The sequence below is a fragment of the Acinetobacter sp. ANC 7912 genome (assembly GCF_039862785.1).
Taxonomy (GTDB): Bacteria; Pseudomonadota; Gammaproteobacteria; order Pseudomonadales; family Moraxellaceae; genus Acinetobacter; species Acinetobacter thermotolerans.
In genome coordinates this window covers 1754842-1772448 of record NZ_CP156795.1, presented here as the reverse complement: position 1 = coordinate 1772448, position 17607 = coordinate 1754842, and the positions used below count along the sequence as shown (strand labels likewise).

The 17607-nt window shown below is 45.0% G+C and carries 13 protein-coding genes, 2 tRNA genes and 3 rRNA genes; 13 read left to right on the top strand and 5 right to left on the bottom strand.

Annotation, left to right across the window (positions count from 1 at the left end; all coding sequences use genetic code 11):
* Positions 1-2: 2 nt before the first annotated feature.
* Together ABEF84_RS08740 and trpB are read left to right on the top strand one after the other, a co-directional pair.
* Entirely contained in the window at positions 3-1190 is a 1188-nt protein-coding gene (locus tag ABEF84_RS08740) for a VWA domain-containing protein (RefSeq protein ID WP_034582112.1), read from the top strand.
* Positions 1191-1298: 108 nt separating this feature from the next.
* Complete coding sequence (gene trpB / locus ABEF84_RS08735; protein ID WP_034582109.1) at positions 1299-2507, top strand: tryptophan synthase subunit beta; 1209 nt, start codon at positions 1299-1301, stop codon at positions 2505-2507.
* 111 nt (positions 2508-2618) lie between these two features.
* Here the strand turns inward: trpB and ABEF84_RS08730 are convergent, their stop codons facing one another.
* From ABEF84_RS08730 to ABEF84_RS08720, 3 genes are all read right to left on the bottom strand, one after another.
* Positions 2619-3050, bottom strand: coding sequence for a CBS domain-containing protein (locus ABEF84_RS08730; protein WP_034582107.1), 432 nt, complete (start codon positions 3048-3050; stop codon positions 2619-2621).
* A gap of 88 nt (positions 3051-3138) precedes the next feature.
* Entirely contained in the window at positions 3139-3516 is a 378-nt protein-coding gene (locus ABEF84_RS08725; protein WP_034582175.1) for a DUF2750 domain-containing protein, read from the bottom strand.
* A 157-nt stretch (positions 3517-3673) separates the two neighbouring features.
* The gene (locus ABEF84_RS08720) at positions 3674-3907 is read right to left on the bottom strand and encodes a hypothetical protein (protein WP_034582105.1); all 234 of its coding nucleotides are present in this window, start codon (positions 3905-3907) and stop codon (positions 3674-3676) included.
* A gap of 222 nt (positions 3908-4129) precedes the next feature.
* Here ABEF84_RS08720 and ABEF84_RS08715 point away from each other — a divergent pair, with 222 nt between their 5' ends.
* Both ABEF84_RS08715 and ABEF84_RS08710 read left to right on the top strand, forming a co-directional pair.
* Positions 4130-4489 carry a hypothetical protein gene (locus ABEF84_RS08715; protein ID WP_034582104.1) on the top strand — a complete coding sequence of 120 codons (360 nt, stop codon included), beginning with the start codon at positions 4130-4132 and terminating at the stop codon, positions 4487-4489.
* A gap of 112 nt (positions 4490-4601) precedes the next feature.
* The gene (locus ABEF84_RS08710) at positions 4602-4931 is read left to right on the top strand and encodes a hypothetical protein (RefSeq protein WP_034582103.1); all 330 of its coding nucleotides are present in this window, start codon (positions 4602-4604) and stop codon (positions 4929-4931) included.
* Here the strand turns inward: ABEF84_RS08710 and ABEF84_RS08705 are convergent.
* Positions 4928-6442, bottom strand: coding sequence for a pitrilysin family protein (locus tag ABEF84_RS08705; protein ID WP_034582101.1), 1515 nt, complete (start codon positions 6440-6442; stop codon positions 4928-4930). The two genes, ABEF84_RS08710 and ABEF84_RS08705, sit on opposite strands and share 4 nt — an antisense overlap.
* Entirely contained in the window at positions 6439-7770 is a 1332-nt protein-coding gene (locus ABEF84_RS08700; protein ID WP_347454162.1) for a pitrilysin family protein, read from the bottom strand. The genes ABEF84_RS08705 and ABEF84_RS08700 overlap by 4 nt, the downstream gene beginning before the upstream one ends.
* 247 nt (positions 7771-8017) lie before the next feature.
* Here ABEF84_RS08700 and ftsY point away from each other — a divergent pair, with 247 nt between their 5' ends.
* The 9 genes from ftsY to rrf all read left to right on the top strand — a co-directional run bounded on the left by ftsY (position 8018) and on the right by rrf (position 17532).
* Positions 8018-9130: a signal recognition particle-docking protein FtsY gene (gene ftsY / locus ABEF84_RS08695; RefSeq protein WP_034582099.1), complete on the top strand. Its 1113-nt coding sequence runs from the start codon at positions 8018-8020 to the stop codon at positions 9128-9130.
* 171 nt (positions 9131-9301) lie between these two features.
* On the top strand, positions 9302-9991 hold the full coding sequence (locus tag ABEF84_RS08690) for a nitroreductase family protein (protein WP_347454161.1): 690 nt from the start codon (positions 9302-9304) through the stop codon (positions 9989-9991).
* 185 nt (positions 9992-10176) lie between these two features.
* Positions 10177-10770 carry a nitroreductase family protein gene (locus ABEF84_RS08685; RefSeq protein ID WP_034582097.1) on the top strand — a complete coding sequence of 198 codons (594 nt, stop codon included), beginning with the start codon at positions 10177-10179 and terminating at the stop codon, positions 10768-10770.
* A 204-nt stretch (positions 10771-10974) separates the two neighbouring features.
* Positions 10975-11637, top strand: coding sequence for a DUF2057 domain-containing protein (locus ABEF84_RS08680; RefSeq protein ID WP_347452730.1), 663 nt, complete (start codon positions 10975-10977; stop codon positions 11635-11637).
* 473 nt (positions 11638-12110) lie between these two features.
* Positions 12111-13648: ribosomal RNA gene (locus ABEF84_RS08675) — 16S ribosomal RNA — on the top strand.
* A gap of 61 nt (positions 13649-13709) precedes the next feature.
* Positions 13710-13786, top strand: a tRNA-Ile gene (locus tag ABEF84_RS08670).
* 66 nt (positions 13787-13852) lie between these two features.
* A tRNA-Ala gene (locus ABEF84_RS08665) sits at positions 13853-13928 on the top strand.
* 396 nt (positions 13929-14324) lie between these two features.
* Positions 14325-17215, top strand: a 23S ribosomal RNA gene (locus ABEF84_RS08660).
* Positions 17216-17417: 202 nt separating this feature from the next.
* Positions 17418-17532 (top strand): 5S ribosomal RNA (rrf, locus tag ABEF84_RS08655).
* Together the 16S, 23S and 5S rRNA genes with 2 tRNA genes alongside form the textbook arrangement of a ribosomal RNA operon.
* The last annotated feature ends 75 nt before the right edge of the window (positions 17533-17607 follow it).

Genomic DNA, 17607 nt, shown 5'->3' with positions numbered 1-17607 from the left:
GCATGTTTGTGCGCCTGTTTTATACCCTACGCAAATATGGCGTACCTGTGTCGACTCGTGAGCTGATTGATCTGAATCAGGCGGTCGCGGCCGGACTGGTTTTTGCCGATCTGGATGAGTTCTATCAGTTGGCCAAAACGGTGATGGTCAAGGATGAACGTTATTTCGATAAGTTCGACCGTGCCATGAAAGACTACTTTGATGGCATTCAGACGTTTGATATTGATGAACTGATCAATCAAGTACACAAACTGCCAAAAGACTGGTTTAATCTGGAATTGCTGGAAAAGCACCTAACTCCGGAACAGCGTGAAGAACTGAAAAAAGCCGGCTCGCTGGAAGAGCTGATGAAAATGCTGGAAGAACGCCTGCGCGAACAGCATAAAAAGCATCAGGGTGGCAACCGCATGATCGGTACTGGTGGAACTTCACCCTTTGGTGCCTATGGAGATCATCCCGAAGGTGTGCGTATTGGTGGACCAGGGCGTAAACGTTCTGCGGTAAAAGTCTGGGAGCAGCGCCAGTATCGTAATCTGGATGATGACCAGATTCTGGGCAGTCGCCAGATGCAGCTGGCTTTGCGCCGTCTGCGTAAATTTGCCCGTCAGGGTGCCGCCGAAGAGCTGGACATTGACAGCACCATTCGTGAAACTGCCAAACAGGGCATTCTGGATGTGCAGATGGTGCCAGAACGTCGTAACCGCATCAAAGTGCTGATGCTGTTTGATGTCGGTGGTTCTATGGATACACACATTGCTCAGTGTGAAAAGCTATTCAGTGCTGCCAAGACTGAATTCAAGACTCTGGAATATTTCTATTTCCATAATTGTCTGTATGACTATGTCTGGAAAGATAATTTCCGTCGTTCCAGTACCCGCATGAATACTTGGGATCTGTTGAATACTTATGGCCGCGACTATCGGGTCATCGTGGTTGGTGATGCCAGCATGGCACCGTATGAGCTGCATTCGGTGGGTGGTTCAGTGGAATATATGAATGATGAGCCGGGACAGGTCTGGTTACAGCGTCTGCGTCAGCATTTTGAGAAAACTGCCTGGCTGAATCCGGAAGAAGAAAAATATTGGCACTACACTCAGACCATCGGAATGATTCAGCAGATCTTCGAAAATCACATGTATCCAATGACTTTAAAAGGCATTGAAGAAATGACCAAGTATCTGGCACGTTGATTCCATTTATCTATTGCTTACTTTACTTATAATCATTAGTTGTTTAAAACAAAACATCTTAATATAAAGTGACAAGATCAATTAAATCCAGATTTTTAGGGGTCGTGAATGGATCATCAAATTAATGGCATTGCGTTGCCAAATGAAGAGGGTTTTTTTGGGCAATATGGCGGTCAGTTTATTCCGCCTGACCTGAAAAAGGCGATGGATGATATCAATATTGCTTACCAGCAAATCCGTCAGACCCCTGAATTTCAGAATGAACTGAAAGACCTGTTTGCCAACTATGTTGGTCGTCCAAGCCCATTATTCTATGCGAAACGCTTGTCTGATCAGCTTGGCGGCGCGCAGATCTATCTGAAACGTGAAGACTTAAACCATACCGGTGCGCACAAGATCAATCACTGTTTAGGCGAAGCATTGCTTGCCAAATACATGGGTAAAACCAAAGTCATTGCTGAAACAGGTGCAGGTCAGCATGGAGTGGCACTGGCAACCGCGTGTGCTTTAGTTGGTATTCCTTGTGAAATTCACATGGGGCAGGTGGATATCGAGAAAGAACACCCGAACGTGGTGAAAATGAAGATTCTCGGTGCCAATCTGATTTCAGTGACTCGCGGTACAGCAACCTTAAAAGATGCTGTAGATAGTGCTTTTGAGGAATATCTGAAAGACCCGAAAAACTTCATTTATGCAATTGGTTCGGTAGTCGGCCCACATCCATTCCCGATGATGGTGCGCGATTTCCAGTCGATTATCGGTGAAGAAATCAAGACTCAGTCCAATGACCGTTTTGGTGCCAACCCTGACTATGTGGTGGCTTGTGTTGGCGGTGGTTCGAATGCGATGGGTGCTTTCTCAGCTTTCCTGAATGATCCGGACGTGAAACTGGTCGGTGTCGAACCAGCAGGGCATGGTCTGGATACAGATAAACATTCAGCGACCTTAACTTTAGGAAAACCAAGCCAGATTCATGGTATGGCCTGTTATGTACTGGAAAACGAGCAGGGCGAACCTTTACCAGTACATTCAATTGCTTCTGGTCTGGATTATCCAGGTGTTGGACCACAGCACAGTTTGCTAAAAGACTTAGGTCGTGTGGAATATACCACTGCAACGGATCAGGAATGTCTGGATGCCTTTATGACCCTGTCTCGTGTCGAAGGGATTGTACCAGCACTGGAAAGTTCACATGCTGTGGCATGGGCGATTCGTGAAGCAGGGAGGTTACCTAAAGACGTGAGGATTGTAGTCAATGTTTCTGGTCGTGGTGACAAGGACTCTGATTATGTGGCTGAAAAGTTAGGCCTGAACTGATTCTATACTCATTAAAAAACCGCTCAACTGAGCGGTTTTTTATTTCTTTTAAGTTATTTGTAAATGCCTTGTAATTTATATGTCATTACAAGTTGAATTTTCAACTAATTATTAACCGGAAATATACTGTTGTAGCTGATCAATCAGTTGTTGCTGATCATTCATGGCAGCTTTGACCAGGTCGCCAATCGACACGAGGCCAACCAGTTTGCCATTTTCAACTACAGGCAGGTGACGTAGATGTTTGTTGGTCATTAAGCTCAAGCAATCCGGGACCGTGGTATGACAATCTACGGTGATCACATTTGAAGTCATGATCTGACTGACTGTGGTATCAAAAGACGTTCGTTCCATCAGCACAATTTTACGGGTGTAATCACGTTCAGACAGAATACCAACGACCTTGTCTTCTTCAGTGACTACAATGGCACCGATTTCTTTATCAGCCATTAAGGTAATCGCTTCTAGCACAGTGGCTTCTGGATGGATGGTATAAATTTCTTGCGATGGCTTGTCTTTAAGTACTTGAGCTACATTTGTCATTATGAAGTCCTTAGCTGTTATTATTTATCCTGAAGTTTAAGCTGGTTGATCTTCAGGTGATTGTTGTCCTGACTCTATAAATAGCATGTTATGAGGCAAAGTACAGCCCTTGTTCTGCAAAAAAGAAGTGACGCATCTGTCCAATTGTGAGCTTGATTTGTTTACCGCTACCACGAACCAAGACAGGCGTGACATTAAAACGCCTTAAGATAGGAATGAGTGACTGTTCAAAGTCTTCCGGGGTAATTTTCCGCGGTGTATAGTTTGGCCAGTGCTTGCTGGCATAGTTGGTTGCATGGGAAGAGTTGAGCCAGAAGGGGAACAGGGTTTCATCATGATCGCGCATCATAGCCCAGCCTTCGTGGAATAGTCCCCAAAGTACCCCGCAGTACATCATCGATTTTAAAATTGTCAATTTGACCGCGAGATCGTTAGGTAAAGGGTGAATTTCTTTAATATTTGGCATTTTGTTTAAGATTAAGCTCGTATGGAACAACGCTGTCATTGTAAGAAAACTAGATGAAATTATTGTTTCAGCTTTGCAAGTAATCGTTATAATTTATTTCAAAATCATGCATCAATAAGATAAAAAGGGATTAAAAAACGCCACCGAAGTGACGTTGTTAGGCTTGCATGGTGGCTAAATTCTGCCAATATTGCGCCTTCAATGAGTCACGTTCCACACGGAAACCTTGATAATAAAGTTCAGCTAAAAAAAGCGCCGCTTTGCCGTGACCAGCACGCGCAGCATCTTCTAACTGTTTAACTGCGTCAGAAAAGTTCATTTGAGACTGAATGGTATTCACCGCTTCAGCGTACAGATGTTCCAAGTCATGTTGAGAGAATTGTTGAATCATATATAAACTCCTTAATTTTAATTATGATTACAGGATAGACTTATTAGTCTAACTACAAATATAACTGAGTAATGTTAAACTAATATTACAAAATGCTGGAATAGTCAAGCATTCCATCTGATTTATACACATTGTGTACAGTTTATATGATTAAACTATGTGCAATTCTAATTTTTATTACTATATAAATTCATTATTAAGCTAACAATAAAGGAGAATAACATGTCACGTACATTAGATGGAATAGATTTTGATTTTCCGCCGACCGCCGGTCAAGTCATGGCTTTAGCTCAGTTGCACCGCAAAAAACTCGATGCAGCCATTTTCCATAAAGAAATTCATTTGGGGAATTATAGCCTGGCACAGCGTAAGGCAGTCTATGACTTTACTCGTCAGCTGGATGAGAATCAGCGTGAACAGTTTTATAAACTATATAATGCTGAACTGGTCCGTTTGGCCGATCCAGACCGTCTGCATCCGGCCAGTGCTGAATCCGCAGTTAGCAAGTTTGCGATTTTCCTGACTTTACTGATTATTGCTGGAATGCTGGGTGGAACCGTATTTGTAGGCCTGTTTAAATAAAAATCTGCAGGGATATCAGTCTGCTAATGGTCTGTAAATAGGGTGAATTTGCGGTCATTCTCTTGAACTTATGTAATTACAGCCATACACTACTTTGAACTAGAGGTAGTGTATGGCTATTGACGTAGAAAAAATCCGGACATTTTTGTCCAATTTAACGCTAGAACAGATTTATAACAGCGTTTTTATTTTTATTGTTTTACTGATTCTTATCCTGGCCAGTATTGCGCTTTATGGCCCTGTCACTACAGATCAAACTCAACAGGTTCGGCAGCTTGCCTCACAACAGCGTCTACCACAGACTCAAGATATGGCACTGGCTTTATTGGAACAGCGACCTATTTATCGTGGACAATATCTGAAACTGATGCAGGCTTACCAGCAAGAATCTGTGCGTGCCCATCAGTTACCAGCTGTAGATGCTGATCAACCTGAAAATTAAGGTGCTGTTCCTGTATTTTGGGAATCATTTACTGTTGGCAGATTCTGTTTTAAAGCCGCTTTCAAGGCTTCTTTATCCAGCTTTTGACTCACCACAATGACTGTTAACCGGTCTGGGTGCCAGTGCTTGCGCACGGCATTTTCCACATCCTGAGTACTGATATTCTTTAACCTTTCCGGATAAGTGCGCAGATAATCCTGAGGTTCCCCATAAAAGCCAATGCTCCCCAGCTGGGCATTAATGGTGGCATTGTTATTGTAATGGTTTGGGAAAGCACGCAGCATCCCGGCCTTGGTGACTTCCATACGTTTCTGATCAATCGGCTGATTGACAAAATTGACCAAGGCTTGATGTGCCACCTGAATGCTGTCTAGAAGCTGATCCTGACGGGTAGAATAGCTAAAACTGAATACGCCCGGTGCCTGGGTAAAACTCATGGAACTATAAGCACCGTAGGTATAACCCCGTTTAATCCGTAATTCCTGCATTAGTACGGCATTGAAGCCATTACCACCAAACATTTTATTCGCGACATCCAGCGCCAGCTTGTCTGGAGTAGACCGGCTTGGTCCGATATGTCCAAAAATCACATGGGCCTGACTCGATTTATAAGGAATATGCACGACTTCAATATCATTTTTTAATTCAGCATATGGCAGCCTCTGTGCTGATGAACCTTGTTTCAGAATACCTGCAATCCGTTCAGACAGCTTCTGTGCTTCTTTGCTGGTTAGATTACCGGTAATGGCGATATTCATGTTTTGTGCAACAAGAAATTGATCACGAAATTTTTTCAGATGCTCAGGCGTCACACTTCGGGTGCCGCCAATGGTGCCGGTCACCGGATAGGCATAAGGATGAGTGCCATAGACGGTACGATAGAAACGAATATCTCTCAGGCGACTCGGATTTTCCTGTAACTGTTTCTGACCAACATTGGTGTTGCTTACCGTCAGGCTGATGCTTTGCTTTTGGAATGATGCATGTTTCAGGATTTCAAGCATCATGGCTAAAGCTGGCTCTAGCTTGTCAGGATCAGACAATACGCGTAAACGTACGATAAACATGTCACGATAGGCCTGCGCACTGAAATGCGCTCCGGTCTGGTCAAACACATCCGCGACTTCTTGTGCGGTATATCTATCTGTACCTTCACGAATCAGTTTGGCAGCCATGCTGGACAGGCCAAACAGTCCTTTCTGGATTTCTTCATCGCGTGCTGAACCGGCATTAAAGGTCAGCTGGATATCTACCATTGGCAGGTCTTTGCTTTCAACAAACAGTGTACGCACCTTATAGCGGTTATTCAGTTCTTGCACATAAGGTGCCTGTAATTGATATTCAGTATCTATGTTTCTTAAGCTTTGCAGTAATGGAAGGGACTGCAACTGGTCTGGATTATCGATAGGATCTGATTCCTGAGCCAGGTCATCTTCTGCCTGGACTTGAGAAATAGACAAGGATGCCAGCAGAAAGCATGTTGAAAGTAGCGCTGTATATTTCAGTTTCATTGGGCTTTTGCTTCCGGCATGAGATAAAGCGTGCTCAGGTTGTCGCGAACAAAATAATGCGTCGCTACGCGCTGGATCTCTTCGGCACTGACATTTTCATAATGACGAGGTAATTCATCCATCAGTCGGTAGCTCAAGTCATTCACTTCCAGATTCCCCATGGTTTTCGCCTGGCTGGCAATATTGTCCTGATTGTAAATCAGGTTGGAAACAAAGCGGGTAATGATGCGTTGTACTTCATGTTTGGACGCTTTCTCTGTTTTTAGTGCATTCACTTCGGCTTGAATTGCTTGTTGTGCTTCTTCCAAACTGATGCCGGGAGCAGGCAAAGCAGAAATACTAAACAGGCTGTCACCACGGTTATAAGGATCATAAGAAACACTGATGGAAGTCAGGATTTTACGATCCCGTACCAAACGATCCTGCAAACGTGAAGAAATCCCGCTATCCAGCAGGCTGCGGATAATGGCAAGGGCATAAGCATCCTGTGGATTTTTGGCCGAGCTCAGTGATTTGACATTCCAGGCCATATACAGGTTTGGTACCTGTACATTGCTATGAATCTCCATATGCCGATAGCCGATACGTTCAAATTCCAGCACATCATTCCGTGCCGGTGTTGCTCGTGATGGAATATCGCCAAAGTATTTTTGTACCTGAAGTAAAGCTTTTTCCGATTCCACATCACCGACAATGATCAGAATGGCATTATTCGGGGTGTACCAGGTTTTGTACCAGCGCTGCACATCACTGAGCTGGAGACTAGTTAGGGTTTTCATATGCCCAATCACAGGCTGGCGATAATGGCTGGTCGGATAGCTGATCCATTTAAAACGTTCCGATGCCAGTGCACGCGGATTGTCATCCGTCCGTTGGCGGCGTTCTTCCATGACCACCTTGATTTCCGTTTCAAAATCCTGCTGACGTAGTAGCAGATTGCTCATTCGATCAGCTTCCAGCTCCAGTGCCATCGGGAAATAGGCTTTCGGATAGATCTGGTAATAACTGGTGTAATTGGTCGAAGTAGAGGCATTCACGCTGCCACCGTAAACCCGGCTGATACGGGTGAACTCATCATTCGGCACTTTGTGGGTACCTTTAAACATCATATGTTCCAGTACATGCGATACACCAAGCATGTTTCCAGATTCATCTGCGCTGCCAACCTTGTACCAGATCTGAGTCATGACCATCGGTGCACGATGATCTTCCCGGATAATCACTTTCAGGCCATTGTTTAAGATGGTTTCAAAGGTGCTGCGTGCCAGTTCTGAAGTGCTTTTTTGTGTGGATTGAGCATAAAGCTGACTACTCCCGATGCAGAACAATACGACACTCACCGAGACTAGATAAGGTTTTCTGGAAAGGGAGAAACTGAACCACAAGGACTTGGACACGGTAGATTCCCAAGATTTAAATATAAATTTATGGATTATTTTAAGCGCTCTAATATCCAATGCAACGTGCAGCTATCGTGATTAGATCGAAGCGAAATGGAATTTTAATCTAAAGCTAAAACTTTATAACTTATGGTAGAATCCTTGTTTTTAACGCAATGCTTTTCAAGGATTCGGCATGCAACAACAATCTAATGGGCAAAACAAATTTTTGATTGATGCTGATATCGGAGATGACGATGTCACATTACCGAGTTTACCTGCGGTTAATGTGCCAATTGTAGAAACACCGCGTGAACAAGCAGCGGCTATTTCTGCACCTGCCGCGACGGAAGAAACCTCAAGTGAAGCACCAGCTGCCAAAGGTGGTTTCTTTAGCCGTATGAAGGAAGGTTTGACCAAAACCCGTAAAAATTTTACCGATGGTATGGTCAACATCCTGATTGGTGGCAAGGAAATTGATGACGAATTACTCGAAGAAGTAGAAGAGCAATTACTGGTTGCCGATATCGGTGTAGATGCAACTAAAACTATTATTGCCAACCTGACTGAACGTACAGCGCGTGGTGACCTGATTTATTCACACTCGCTGTATAAAGCGCTGCAGGAAGAACTGGTAGCTTTACTAGCACCACGTGTGAAACCATTACATATCGATCCAAACAAAAATCCGTATGTGATTCTGGTCGTGGGTGTGAATGGTGTAGGGAAAACCACCACCATTGGTAAGTTAGCGAAACGACTGCAAGGCGAAGGCAAGAAAGTCATGCTGGCAGCGGGTGATACCTTCCGTGCAGCGGCGACTGAACAGCTACAAATCTGGGGTGAGCGCAATAATATTCAGGTGGTGGCACAAGGTCATGGCGCTGATTCGGCTTCTGTAATTTTTGATGCTTTTGAAAGTGCCCGTGCCAAAGGGGTTGATGTCCTGATCGCCGATACCGCTGGTCGTTTGCATAACAAGAGTAACCTGATGCAGGAATTGACCAAGGTAAAACGTGTGATGCAGAAGATTGATGCGACTGCACCACATGAAGTGATGCTGGTGGTTGATGCTGGTACTGGTCAAAACGCGATTAATCAGGTGGAAATGTTCGATGAAGCAGTCGGTCTGACCGGCATTACCATTACCAAACTAGATGGTACTGCCAAAGGTGGTGTACTGTTTAATATTGCCAGCCGTACCCATGTGCCAATCCGCTTCATTGGTGTTGGTGAGAAAATTGACGACTTACGTCCATTCTCGGCGAAATCATTCGTTGCAGCATTGTTTGAGACTGACAACAAGTAATTTTGTGATGTTTCACATAAACTCCGCCTAGTGCGGAGTTTTTCCTTTTTTGCATGATGTGATTGTTGTAAAAAGCAGCGGCCGTGAAGGCTAATGCCATAAGGCTTTCAACTTAATCCCTTACAATAAATATGCTTTTATGAGCCGGCGAGTTGATTGGGAAAAGTTGAAATGGCGTTGTTAGAGAAGATTGGGCATGTGTTGACGACCGACCTGACCAAAGATTTTAAATTTTCAAAAAAGAGTAAAACCGAAGCGGATGATGAGCTGACTTTTATTGATCAGTTAAAGAAGCGCCGTAGTATTTATGCCTTGGGTAAAAAGGTCCATTTTAGTCAGGCCTATATTGCGGAGTTAATTCAGTCTGCAGTTAAGAGCTGTCCATCGGCCTTTAATTCAAACAGCTCACGCATTGTGATTTTATTTGGTGATTCACATTATAAATTCTGGGGAATTACCAAAGAAGTAAAACGTCAGGAAGTGCCGGCACAGATCTTTGAAGGTGTGAAAATCAAGATTGATCAATGTGCTAGTGCTTATGGCACGGTATTGTTTTATGAAGATCAAAACGTGATTCACGACCTGCAGAAGAAAATGCCGATGAGTGCGGAAGATTTCCCAATTTGGTCTGAGCAGACTTCCGGTATGGCGCAGTTTGCGGTATGGACGGCACTGGCAGATGCGGGCCTAGGTGCATCATTACAGCATTATAATCCATCAGTAGATCAGACTGTGGCTGAGCATTTTAAGCTGGATCCAAACTGGTTGCTGCGTGCGCAGTTGTGCTTTGGTTCAATTGAACAGCCAGCCGAACCACGTCCAGATTATGATTTCCAGAACCGTTTCCGGGTATTTCATTAATATAAAAGCAGGAAACCCTGATCTTACATATCAGGGTTCCCATACAATAGATAAACGTTAATATTTTTCTGATTGTTCTATAAATAAAACACTCTGTTTTTGATATGCGCCTGATTTTAACGCATAAAGCATTTAATCTTTCCTTATTGATTTTAAACAATACAAGATATACACGAGGTTCTCAGATGGCATTTCTAGATCAGATTAAACAGCGCCGTACTATTTATGCAATTGGCAAAAATGTAAGCCTAGATAAAACAGAGATCGAAAAGATTATTAAAGAAGCCGTACGAAATAGTCCATCTTCTTTTAACTCACAAACTTCACGTGTGGTGATTCTGTTGGGTGAGTCACATCAGAAATTTTGGGAAATTGTACGTGAAACTTTAAGAAAAATTGTACCAGCTGATGCTTTTCCAGCAACAGATAACAAAATTAGCGGTTTTGCGGCAGGGTTTGGTACAGCTTTATTCTATGAAGATCAGGAAGTTGTTCGAGACCTGCAACGACAGTTCCCGGCATATGCAGACAATTTCCCGATCTGGTCTGAGCATTCTTCAGCGATTGCGCAGTTTGCTACCTGGACTGCTCTAGCAGAACAAAACATTGGTGCATCTTTACAGCACTATAATCCGATCATCGATGATGAGGTCGCGATTGCCTTTGATGTGCCATCAAACTGGAAGCTGCGCGCACAGCTGGTATTTGGTTCAATCGAAGCCCCTGCTGGTGAGAAAACCTTTATGGATGATGCAGAGCGTTTCAAAACATTTGACTAATCTGTATTGAATTGTAGGAAAGGAGCATGATGATGCTCCTTTTTTTATTAGGTTAAACAGAATATGATTTAGATGAATATGTCAAAAGGATATCTGTATATATGCTTGAAGTACTGGCTGTTTGTCTAAGTGATTTGTCATAGAATTGTCTTCTATACTGAATATCGTACATACAAACTTAAATAATCAGGAAGAATGGATCGAATGAATTTACGTATCGCGATTGCGGCAGCAACATTTATGGGGGCAACTTCAGCTTTTTCTGCAGTAACCCTGAGCACACCTGAAGAAATTAATATTGTTGCGGTCAATGATCAGGAAGTAAATAGTGGGTTGCTGCGTAAAAACCAGACTTATAAGCTAGATCCAGGCAGTAATAGCATCAGTGTACGTTATACCGAATTCTTTGAGCATAATGATGGCAATCACGATATCTTAAAATCTGGTGTAGTCACCGTAAAAACATCTGATTTAAAAGATGGTGAAAGCTATCGTCTAGCGTTAATTGATGCCCCGAAGAACTTTGAGGCAGCGAAAAAATATAAAGATCAGCCTGTAATTGGTCTTTATGATGCCAAGAATCAGTTGCTGTTGCAGCAGGTAGGGGCAAATAGTGAAGCTAAGCCATTACTCGGTGGTAGTGTTCTATCCAAAGCAGTGGATTTAACCACTAAAATTCGCACACCAGCGAATCAGCCGGCGCCAGTTTATACTCAGGCAGCTGTAGTACCTACGGTTGCAAATGTGAATACTGCACAAAATGTAGTTGCAACATCAACAGATCAGGCATTGATTCAAATTTGGCAAAAAGCATCTAAAGCAGAACGTCAGAAATTTAGGAGTTGGCTGGCTGAACAGGCTGATTAAAAAGAAATTAATAATCACATGAAAAAGACCAAAGCTATTTGGGTCTTTTTTTATTTTGTAGTGGTTACATTTTGAAAATACATTTCAGGCTAAAATGATGGAATTATGGGCAGAAAGCTGCTAAAAATACGGTTCTGGGATAAAAAATGAACGACTAAATCATAATTTCATATATTTTTATGAAAAGCCCTTGCACTCGTTCTGAAACTGTATAGAATACGCAGCACACCAACGCAATGCATGAAACGAAACAGTTAAATGATTGAGTTGGAGCTTAAAACTGACGAGGTTTTAAGTGAGATCATTAAGAGATTATGAAGAACAACTTGTGTGGATTTTTACCGGTTGATCGATTGAATATATTTTCATTGATTAATGGTAGAAATTACTCGAAGTTTATTTGAGCGAATTTTTGTCAGTAATTGATGAGCCAGAATTAAGTACTTTGTCTTAACTAAAGTACAAAATGATTTTAACTGAAGAGTTTGATCATGGCTCAGATTGAACGCTGGCGGCAGGCTTAACACATGCAAGTCGAGCGGAGATAGGTAGCTTGCTACCGATTCTTAGCGGCGGACGGGTGAGTAATGCTTAGGAATCTGCCTATTAGTGGGGGACAACGTTTCGAAAGGGACGCTAATACCGCATACGCCCTACGGGGGAAAGCAGGGGATCTTCGGACCTTGCGCTAATAGATGAGCCTAAGTCGGATTAGCTAGTTGGTGGGGTAAAGGCCTACCAAGGCGACGATCTGTAGCGGGTCTGAGAGGATGATCCGCCACACTGGGACTGAGACACGGCCCAGACTCCTACGGGAGGCAGCAGTGGGGAATATTGGACAATGGAGGCAACTCTGATCCAGCCATGCCGCGTGTGTGAAGAAGGCCTTTTGGTTGTAAAGCACTTTAAGCGAGGAGGAGGCTTACCTGGTTAATACCTGGGATAAGTGGACGTTACTCGCAGAATAAGCACCGGCTAACTCTGTGCCAGCAGCCGCGGTAATACAGAGGGTGCAAGCGTTAATCGGATTTACTGGGCGTAAAGCGCGCGTAGGCGGCTTTTTAAGTCGGATGTGAAATCCCCGAGCTTAACTTGGGAATTGCATTCGATACTGGGAAGCTAGAGTATGGGAGAGGATGGTAGAATTCCAGGTGTAGCGGTGAAATGCGTAGAGATCTGGAGGAATACCGATGGCGAAGGCAGCCATCTGGCCTAATACTGACGCTGAGGTGCGAAAGCATGGGGAGCAAACAGGATTAGATACCCTGGTAGTCCATGCCGTAAACGATGTCTACTAGCCGTTGGGGCCTTTGAGGCTTTAGTGGCGCAGCTAACGCGATAAGTAGACCGCCTGGGGAGTACGGTCGCAAGACTAAAACTCAAATGAATTGACGGGGGCCCGCACAAGCGGTGGAGCATGTGGTTTAATTCGATGCAACGCGAAGAACCTTACCTGGCCTTGACATACTAAGAACTTTCCAGAGATGGATTGGTGCCTTCGGGAACTTAGATACAGGTGCTGCATGGCTGTCGTCAGCTCGTGTCGTGAGATGTTGGGTTAAGTCCCGCAACGAGCGCAACCCTTTTCCTTACTTGCCAGCATTTCGGATGGGAACTTTAAGGATACTGCCAGTGACAAACTGGAGGAAGGCGGGGACGACGTCAAGTCATCATGGCCCTTACGGCCAGGGCTACACACGTGCTACAATGGTCGGTACAAAGGGTTGCTACTGCGCGAGCAGATGCTAATCTCAAAAAGCCGATCGTAGTCCGGATCGCAGTCTGCAACTCGACTGCGTGAAGTCGGAATCGCTAGTAATCGCGGATCAGAATGCCGCGGTGAATACGTTCCCGGGCCTTGTACACACCGCCCGTCACACCATGGGAGTTTGTTGCACCAGAAGTAGGTAGTCTAACCGTAAGGAGGACGCTTACCACGGTGTGGCCGATGACTGGGGTGAAGTCGTAACAAGGTAGCCGTAGGGGAACCTGCGGCTGGATCACCTCCTTAACGAAAGATTGACGATCGGTAAGAATCCACAACAAGTTGTTCTTCATGACGATGTATCTGAGGGTCTGTAGCTCAGTTGGTTAGAGCACACGCTTGATAAGCGTGGGGTCACAAGTTCAAGTCTTGTCAGACCCACCACTACTGACGAAGCGTTAATTGCAGAGCGAACAGAAACGGAACGATACATTGACTTATTGATAAGCTGGGGACTTAGCTTAGTTGGTAGAGCGCCTGCTTTGCACGCAGGAGGTCAGGAGTTCGACTCTCCTAGTCTCCACCACGTATTCGTTCGAATACGTAATAAGCAAACAGTTTGATAGCTTATAGAGATTAGTGAAATGGAAGCGTATACTACGCACCACTTACTAATCTCTGTGATTTATCACAGTAACGTAGTCTGACGAAGATACGTTAAATCATTAACAGAATATATTTGAGTTGAAATAATTTGTTCAATCTCATAAGAGAGCGGAAACGACACAACTTTGGTTGTGAAGTTGAAGTGATTGAATGAGAACTAGCGAAATTAACTGAATCAAGCGTTTTGGTACGTGAATCTAATTGAAGCTGTACAGTGCTTAAGTGCACAGAACAACAAACTGTAAGATAAGCCGGTTTACTGGTAGATCTTGTTGCTACACTGACTTGTAGGTGTAACGACTGTTTGGGGTTGTATAGTCAAGTAATTAAGTGCATGTGGTGGATGCCTTGGCAGTCAGAGGCGATGAAAGACGTGATAGCCTGCGAAAAGCTTCGGGGAGGCGGCAAATATCCTGTGATCCGGAGATGTCTGAATGGGGAAACCCACCGGCTATAAGGTCGGTATCATAAACTGAATACATAGGTTTATGAGGCGAACGCGGAGAAGTGAAACATCTCAGTACCCGTAGGAAAAGAAATCAATTGAGATTCCCTCAGTAGCGGCGAGCGAACGGGGAACAGCCCATTAAGTCATATCAGTTTTAGTGGAATGCTCTGGGAAGTGCAACCATAGTGGGTGATAGTCCTGTACACGAAAGGGCTGATATGATGATGTCGAGTAGGGCGAGGCACGTGAAACCTTGTCTGAATATGGGGGGACCATCCTCCAAGGCTAAATACTCCTGACTGACCGATAGTGAACCAGTACCGTGAGGGAAAGGCGAAAAGAACCCCTGTGAGGGGAGTGAAATAGATCCTGAAACCGCATGCATACAAGCAGTGGGAGCCACTTCGGTGGTGACTGCGTACCTTTTGTATAATGGGTCAGCGACTTACATTCAGTAGCGAGGTTAACCGTGTAGGGGAGCCGTAGAGAAATCGAGTCTTAATAGGGCGTATAGTTGCTGGGTGTAGACCCGAAACCGGGTGATCTATCCATGAGCAGGTTGAAGGTTGGGTAACACTAACTGGAGGACCGAACCCACTGTCGTTGAAAAGCCAGGGGATGACTTGTGGATAGGGGTGAAAGGCTAATCAAACTCGGTGATAGCTGGTTCTCCCCGAAAGCTATTTAGGTAGCGCCTCGGACGAATACCATTGGGGGTAGAGCACTGTTTCGGCTAGGGGGTCATCCCGACTTACCAAACCGATGCAAACTCCGAATACCAATGAGTACTATCCGGGAGACAGACTGCGGGTGCTAACGTCCGTAGTCAAGAGGAAAACAATCCAGACCGCCAGCTAAGGTCCCAAAATCATAGTTAAGTGGGAAACGATGTGGGAAGGCATAGACAGCTAGGAGGTTGGCTTAGAAGCAGCCACCCTTTAAAGAAAGCGTAATAGCTCACTAGTCGAGTCGGCCTGCGCGGAAGATGTAACGGGGCTAAAACTATGTACCGAAGCTGCGGATTTACGCTTATGCGTAAGTGGTAGGGGAGCGTTCTGTAAGCCAATGAAGGTGTGTTGAGAAGCATGCTGGAGGTATCAGAAGTGCGAATGCTGACGTGAGTAACGACAAAACGGGTGAAAAACCCGTTCGCTGAAAGACCAAGGGTTCCAGTCCAACGTTAATCGGGGCTGGGTGAGTCGACCCCTAAGGCGAGGCCGAGAGGCGTAGTCGATGGGAAATTGGTTAATATTCCAATACTTCAGTGTAATGCGATGAGAGGACGGAGAAGGTTAAGTCAGCCTGGCGTTGGTTGTCCAGGTGGAAGGAAGTAGGCATGCATCTTAGGCAAATCCGGGGTGCTCTATGCTGAGATCTGATAGCAAGCCAGTTTACTGGTGAAGTGGCTGATACCATACTTCCAGGAAAAGTCTCTAAGCTTCAGTTACACTGGAATCGTACCCGAAACCGACACAGGTGGTCAGGTCGAGTAGACCAAAGCGCTTGAGAGAACTCTGCTGAAGGAACTAGGCAAAATGGTACCGTAACTTCGGGAGAAGGTACGCTGTCGATGGTGATAGGACTTGCTCCTTGAGCTGTTGACAGCCTCAGAAACCAGGCCGCTGCAACTGTTTATTAAAAACATAGCACTCTGCAAACACGAAAGTGGACGTATAGGGTGTGATGCCTGCCCGGTGCTGGAAGGTTAATTGATGGGGTTAGCGTAAGCGAAGCTCTTGATCGAAGCCCCAGTAAACGGCGGCCGTAACTATAACGGTCCTAAGGTAGCGAAATTCCTTGTCGGGTAAGTTCCGACCTGCACGAATGGCATAATGATGGCGGCGCTGTCTCCAGCAGAGGCTCAGTGAAATCGAATTCGCCGTGAAGATGCGGTGTACCCGCGGCTAGACGGAAAGACCCCGTGAACCTTTACTGCAGCTTGACACTGAACTTTGATCTTACTTGTGTAGGATAGGTGGGAGGCTTTGAAGTAGCGACGCTAGTTGCTATGGAGCCAATCTTGAAATACCACCCTGGTAATATTGAGGTTCTAACTCTGTCCCGTAATCCGGGACGAGGACCGTGTCTGGTGGGTAGTTTGACTGGGGCGGTCTCCTCCTAAAGAGTAACGGAGGAGTACGAAGGTGCGCTCAGCGTGGTCGGAAATCACGCGTAGAGTATAAAGGCAAAAGCGCGCTTAACTGCGAGACCCACAAGTCGAGCAGGTACGAAAGTAGGTCTTAGTGATCCGGTGGTTCTGTATGGAAGGGCCATCGCTCAACGGATAAAAGGTACTCTGGGGATAACAGGCTGATACCGCCCAAGAGTTCATATCGACGGCGGTGTTTGGCACCTCGATGTCGGCTCATCTCATCCTGGGGCTGAAGCAGGTCCCAAGGGTATGGCTGTTCGCCATTTAAAGAGGTACGCGAGCTGGGTTTAGAACGTCGTGAGACAGTTCGGTCCCTATCTACCGTGGGCGCTGGAAATTTGAGAGGATCTGCTCCTAGTACGAGAGGACCAGAGTGGACGAACCTCTGGTGTACCGGTTGTGACGCCAGTCGCATCGCCGGGTAGCTATGTTCGGAAGGGATAACCGCTGAAAGCATCTAAGCGGGAAGCCTACCTCAAGATAAGATTTCCCCGAGACTTTATGTCTCCTAAAGAGCCGTTGAAGACTACGACGTTGATAGGTTGGATGTGGAAGTGCAGTGATGCATGAAGCTGACCAATACTAATTGCTCGTGAGGCTTGACTATACAACACCCAAGCAGTTGTATATAAAGCATCAATTGATTTCATATTGATCTAACGATCAGACGAAGCCTTGATTTGGTTAAGCTAATCGAACAAACTACTGCAACTCAGATACATCTGTTAATGAACTCTATTTGAAGAAAGCTAGGCAAACGAAGCGTAAGCAACGTAGATAAGACCATAGCGAGTAATCATACCAGTTGTGCTGGCGACCATAGCAAGAGTGAACCACCTGATCCCTTCCCGAACTCAGAAGTGAAACCTCTTCGCGCTGATGGTAGTGTGGGGTATCCCATGTGAGAGTAAGTCATCGCCAGCTCATTATTCCAGACACCCCCTGACCAAATCAGGGGGTGTTTTTTGTGCATGCGTTTATATTATTCAATAAAAAACC

Coding starts and splice junctions, on each gene's coding strand:
- ABEF84_RS08705 (WP_034582101.1), bottom strand. CDS start 6,442: ATGAAACTGAAATATACAGCGCTACTTTCAACATGCTTTCTGCTGGCA.
- ABEF84_RS08690 (WP_347454161.1), top strand. CDS start 9,302: ATGGCGTTGTTAGAGAAGATTGGGCATGTGTTGACGACCGACCTGACC.
- ABEF84_RS08680 (WP_347452730.1), top strand. CDS start 10,975: ATGAATTTACGTATCGCGATTGCGGCAGCAACATTTATGGGGGCAACT.
- ABEF84_RS08725 (WP_034582175.1), bottom strand. CDS start 3,516: ATGCCAAATATTAAAGAAATTCACCCTTTACCTAACGATCTCGCGGTC.
- ftsY (WP_034582099.1), top strand. CDS start 8,018: ATGCAACAACAATCTAATGGGCAAAACAAATTTTTGATTGATGCTGAT.
- ABEF84_RS08685 (WP_034582097.1), top strand. CDS start 10,177: ATGGCATTTCTAGATCAGATTAAACAGCGCCGTACTATTTATGCAATT.
- ABEF84_RS08710 (WP_034582103.1), top strand. CDS start 4,602: ATGGCTATTGACGTAGAAAAAATCCGGACATTTTTGTCCAATTTAACG.
- ABEF84_RS08715 (WP_034582104.1), top strand. CDS start 4,130: ATGTCACGTACATTAGATGGAATAGATTTTGATTTTCCGCCGACCGCC.
- trpB (WP_034582109.1), top strand. CDS start 1,299: ATGGATCATCAAATTAATGGCATTGCGTTGCCAAATGAAGAGGGTTTT.
- ABEF84_RS08730 (WP_034582107.1), bottom strand. CDS start 3,050: ATGACAAATGTAGCTCAAGTACTTAAAGACAAGCCATCGCAAGAAATT.
- ABEF84_RS08720 (WP_034582105.1), bottom strand. CDS start 3,907: ATGATTCAACAATTCTCTCAACATGACTTGGAACATCTGTACGCTGAA.
- ABEF84_RS08740 (WP_034582112.1), top strand. CDS start 3: ATGTTTGTGCGCCTGTTTTATACCCTACGCAAATATGGCGTACCTGTG.